Annotated in this window: 3 protein-coding genes; all 3 read left to right on the top strand. The window is 57.0% G+C overall.

What is annotated here, in order from left to right:
* A partial coding sequence (locus tag ACXJL8_RS37245) for a glycosyltransferase family 61 protein (protein WP_456686636.1) occupies positions 1-901 on the top strand: 901 nt, incomplete at its 5' end.
* A 110-nt stretch (positions 902-1,011) separates the two neighbouring features.
* The gene (locus ACXJL8_RS37240; protein ID WP_456686635.1) at positions 1,012-1,338 is read left to right on the top strand and encodes a transposase; all 327 of its coding nucleotides are present in this window, start codon (positions 1,012-1,014) and stop codon (positions 1,336-1,338) included.
* A 778-nt stretch (positions 1,339-2,116) separates the two neighbouring features.
* Positions 2,117-2,854 (top strand): hypothetical protein, encoded by a 738-nt coding sequence (locus ACXJL8_RS37235; RefSeq protein ID WP_456686634.1) that lies wholly within the window; start codon positions 2,117-2,119, stop codon positions 2,852-2,854.
* Positions 2,855-3,313: the final 459 nt, after the last annotated feature.

Below are 3,313 nucleotides of genomic sequence, written 5' to 3'. Positions count from 1 at the left end.
GATTACGGAGAGCCTCTGGCATTCAGAAGTGCATTTCTCAAAATTTGCGCGATGTGATAGAACTACAAACTGGCGGTATCGAGTCGCAGGAGATTACGATGCCGTTTCAATCAAAGGCACCATTGCAAACGCATATCATCGGTATAGCTATCAATATTTTCACTGGTTTTTCGACTCGATGCCTAGGATTTGGGCGCTGAAAAAGTATTTGAAGGACGAGGAGATTCTGTGGTTTGCGGGCGCTCTGAATCAAGGATTTCACCGGCCTAGCCTGGAGCTTCTAGATCTCGATTTCAGTCGATTTCTGCGCTTCGAAGGCAGCGCCGTCATTCAGTTTGAGCGCGCCTACAACGCAGCTTTTAGGTTTACCGAGAATATTAATACGTTGCGCCCGGATTTCAACAGCGGCACTTATAATGCTGGATGGGCTGATGACTACGTAGCCGATTTGCGGGATCGTGCGGTAGCGAAAGTTCGAGATCTCTCTCCTGCAACGAATAGCGAGCGGATTTACGTCGCCCGACCAGATACAACTCATAGAAAAGTAGTGAACGAGGATGAGGTGCTTCGCCTGCTCGGACAACACGGGTTCGAGTGCATAGCTCCGGGGACAAAAACTTTCTTCGAGCAGATCGCAATTTTCCGGAAGGCCAAGTTCGTCATTGGCCCGCATGGAGCCGGCTTCACGAACCTGCTGTGGTCGAATCCCGGCACTGTCGTTCTTGAGTTCATGCCGGGGTCATTGTCTGATGTAGGCTACCGGTTTCTCTCGAATTTCGCGGGCCACAGGCACAACGTACTTCTTTGCGACGAGTTGGCTCACCCTATGGGAAATGCATATGCCAACATGGAGGTAGACATCGATGCGCTGCGCGCGGCGCTGAAAGAGCTCGACGTTTAAGCTAACTCGACTGTTGAAGGCAGGACAACCCTATCCGCATCCCGGCGGATGGGGCGGGCAGGCCCGCGGGCCTCCGAGATGTCGAAGGCGGTTTGGATAGGGCGATTCGAATGGAGGAGAAGGTGCGCCTCTTCGAGGTGACGTGTCTGCCCGGCCAGTCCGTCTCCCTCGTCGCCCGCCGCCACGGGCTGAACGCCAACCAGCTGTTCACGTGGCGTCGACTGATGGAGCGCGGCGCGTTCACGGCCGCCGGGGCCGGTGAAGAGGTGGTACCAGCCTTCGAGTTTCGTGCTGCCCAGCAGCAGATCCGTGAATTGCAACGGTTCCTGGGCAAGAAGAAGCTGGAGACCGAGATCCTGCGCGAGGCGATGGAGCGGGTCGCCGCCCCCAAAAAATCGCAGTCGTGCGTGACCTCGTGGCCGGGGGACGGCCGGTGAGCGCCGGTGGCTTCGGCCTTGGGTGTGTCGCGCCCACTCCCCGCCTCCTCCCGGCTGATGACCCCCGCCCGGAAGCCCCTGCGCGACGCGGTCGTCCGCTTGCACCCGATGCCGAGCTGCTCAGCGCGATCAAGGCGCTCATCGCGGATCTGCCGACCTACGGCTATCGCCGCGTCTACAGACGGCAGGCATCACGGGCTCGGACATCCGCGACGCGATGGTGGGGGCGGTCGAGCATCGCTTCGGGTCGACCAACCAGCTACCAAGCCTGATCGAGTGGCTGACCGACCGGGCAGCTGCTACCTGGCCCGCGGCACCCGCCGCTTCGCCCGCGACCTTGGGTCAGTGCCAAGAACGACGCCGCTGGAGAGCCCGCAGAGTAAAGGCACAGCCGAGGCGTTCGTGYGGACCTCGAAGCGCGACTACGTGTACGTCACGCTTCTGCCAGATGCCGAGAGCATGCTGCGTCAGCTTCCTGTTTGGCTGGCGCACTCCAACGACCTTCACCCTCATCGCGCGCAGGGCTGCCACTCCCCGCGACAGTTCATCGCTCGATCAATCTGGGAGACCCTATCCGGTCTTTAAGGGGCAACAACATGCGGAGCATTGCAGGTTCGCTCACTGCCGCTTATGGCTGGATCGCAGAAGATGGAGGTTCAGTAGCATGGCTCTAGGTTGTCCGATTTGCGCCTCTCAGACAACGAACATCTATACAATAGTAGATGATTTCAGGTACTTCGAGTGTGCGGGCTGTGACTCTATATATATCGATCCAGGCGTGCTCGACGAGATAGATCGTGGGCGTTCATTAGTGGATTATGGAGGAGAATATTGGGAGAATGAGCTGAGCGCCGCCCGTTCTCGGTCCTACGGCCCAGCGCTTGCGCGTGTCGCGGAGGTGTTTTTGTATGCGCGGCGCTCAATCGATGTATTTCTCGATATAGGTGCAGGTGCGGGTTTCCTACTAGATGCTTGTGCCACTTATCTTCCGAACTCAAAGCACAGATTTTTTGGGATTGAGAAGTTTCCGCCGGCTGGTTTGAATCGCACGAATAGCAATCTGATAACTGGAGAAATTGCCGAAATAAATTTCAAAGTAGATGCTGGATGTTGCATCGAAGTTATTGAGCATTTAACCCCCAGTATGCTCCGTGAGATGTTAAGCGACATCTCGGTTGTAGCCAACGAAAATTCGATATTTATATTTAATTCCGGGCAGCCGTCATTTGTGCGTAACGAGAACCCAGCCTACCTTGATCCACGCGGGCGTGGCCACATAATGTCATATTCATTGTCTGCCATTTCCAAATTGGCCGAACCTGCTGGCTTCCGGGTGCATGCGCTTGAAGGTAAGACTTGGGCGTTTATTTTAGAGAAAACGTTAGCTTCTGACACTGTGCCTATGAAGGACCGTATTTGGACACCTGTTCAGGCCAACCTAGATGTTTTGAATGACCCCGACATGGGTTCACTTATGCACATCCTGGGAATTGAAACCGCGCGCGCTTATGGGTGACGTCGGCCTTATCTGACCGGCTAGTTCTGAGGTAGTTCCCGGTCAGGTAGTAACCTCGTGACCAGGATAATCAAATGGCTCGTCGGAAAGGCGGCGATGGCCTCCACGAGGTCCGAGAATCAAGCGGTAAAATTTGGCCAATGTGCGCTTCGCAAAAGTCAGCCTCGTGAGATGCTCAGTCTGAATTGGTGCTGAGTGCCAGAAGAATTGGTTTGCATTTGGTTGGTGCTAAGCCCTGGAGAATAGCTCCAGCTACGGGAACAGACGGAGAGAGGCCCATTTTGGTGGTGGCTGGCCTGGAGCCGGCTCCGGCGCGGTATTTTTGTGCTCGGTCAGCTCGGCTCGACACGAAGCTTGAATGCAAGCAGACACGGGGGGGTGGGGGGGGGGGGGGGGGGGGGGGGGGGGGGGGGGGGGGGGGGGGGGGGGGGGGGGGGGGGGGGGGGGGGGGGGGGGGGG

This window comes from Bradyrhizobium sp. P5_C11_2, assembly GCF_054049755.1.
This window is presented reverse-complemented; position numbering and strand designations above follow the sequence as displayed.

Coding starts and splice junctions, on each gene's coding strand:
- ACXJL8_RS37240 (WP_456686635.1), top strand. CDS start 1,012: ATGGAGGAGAAGGTGCGCCTCTTCGAGGTGACGTGTCTGCCCGGCCAG.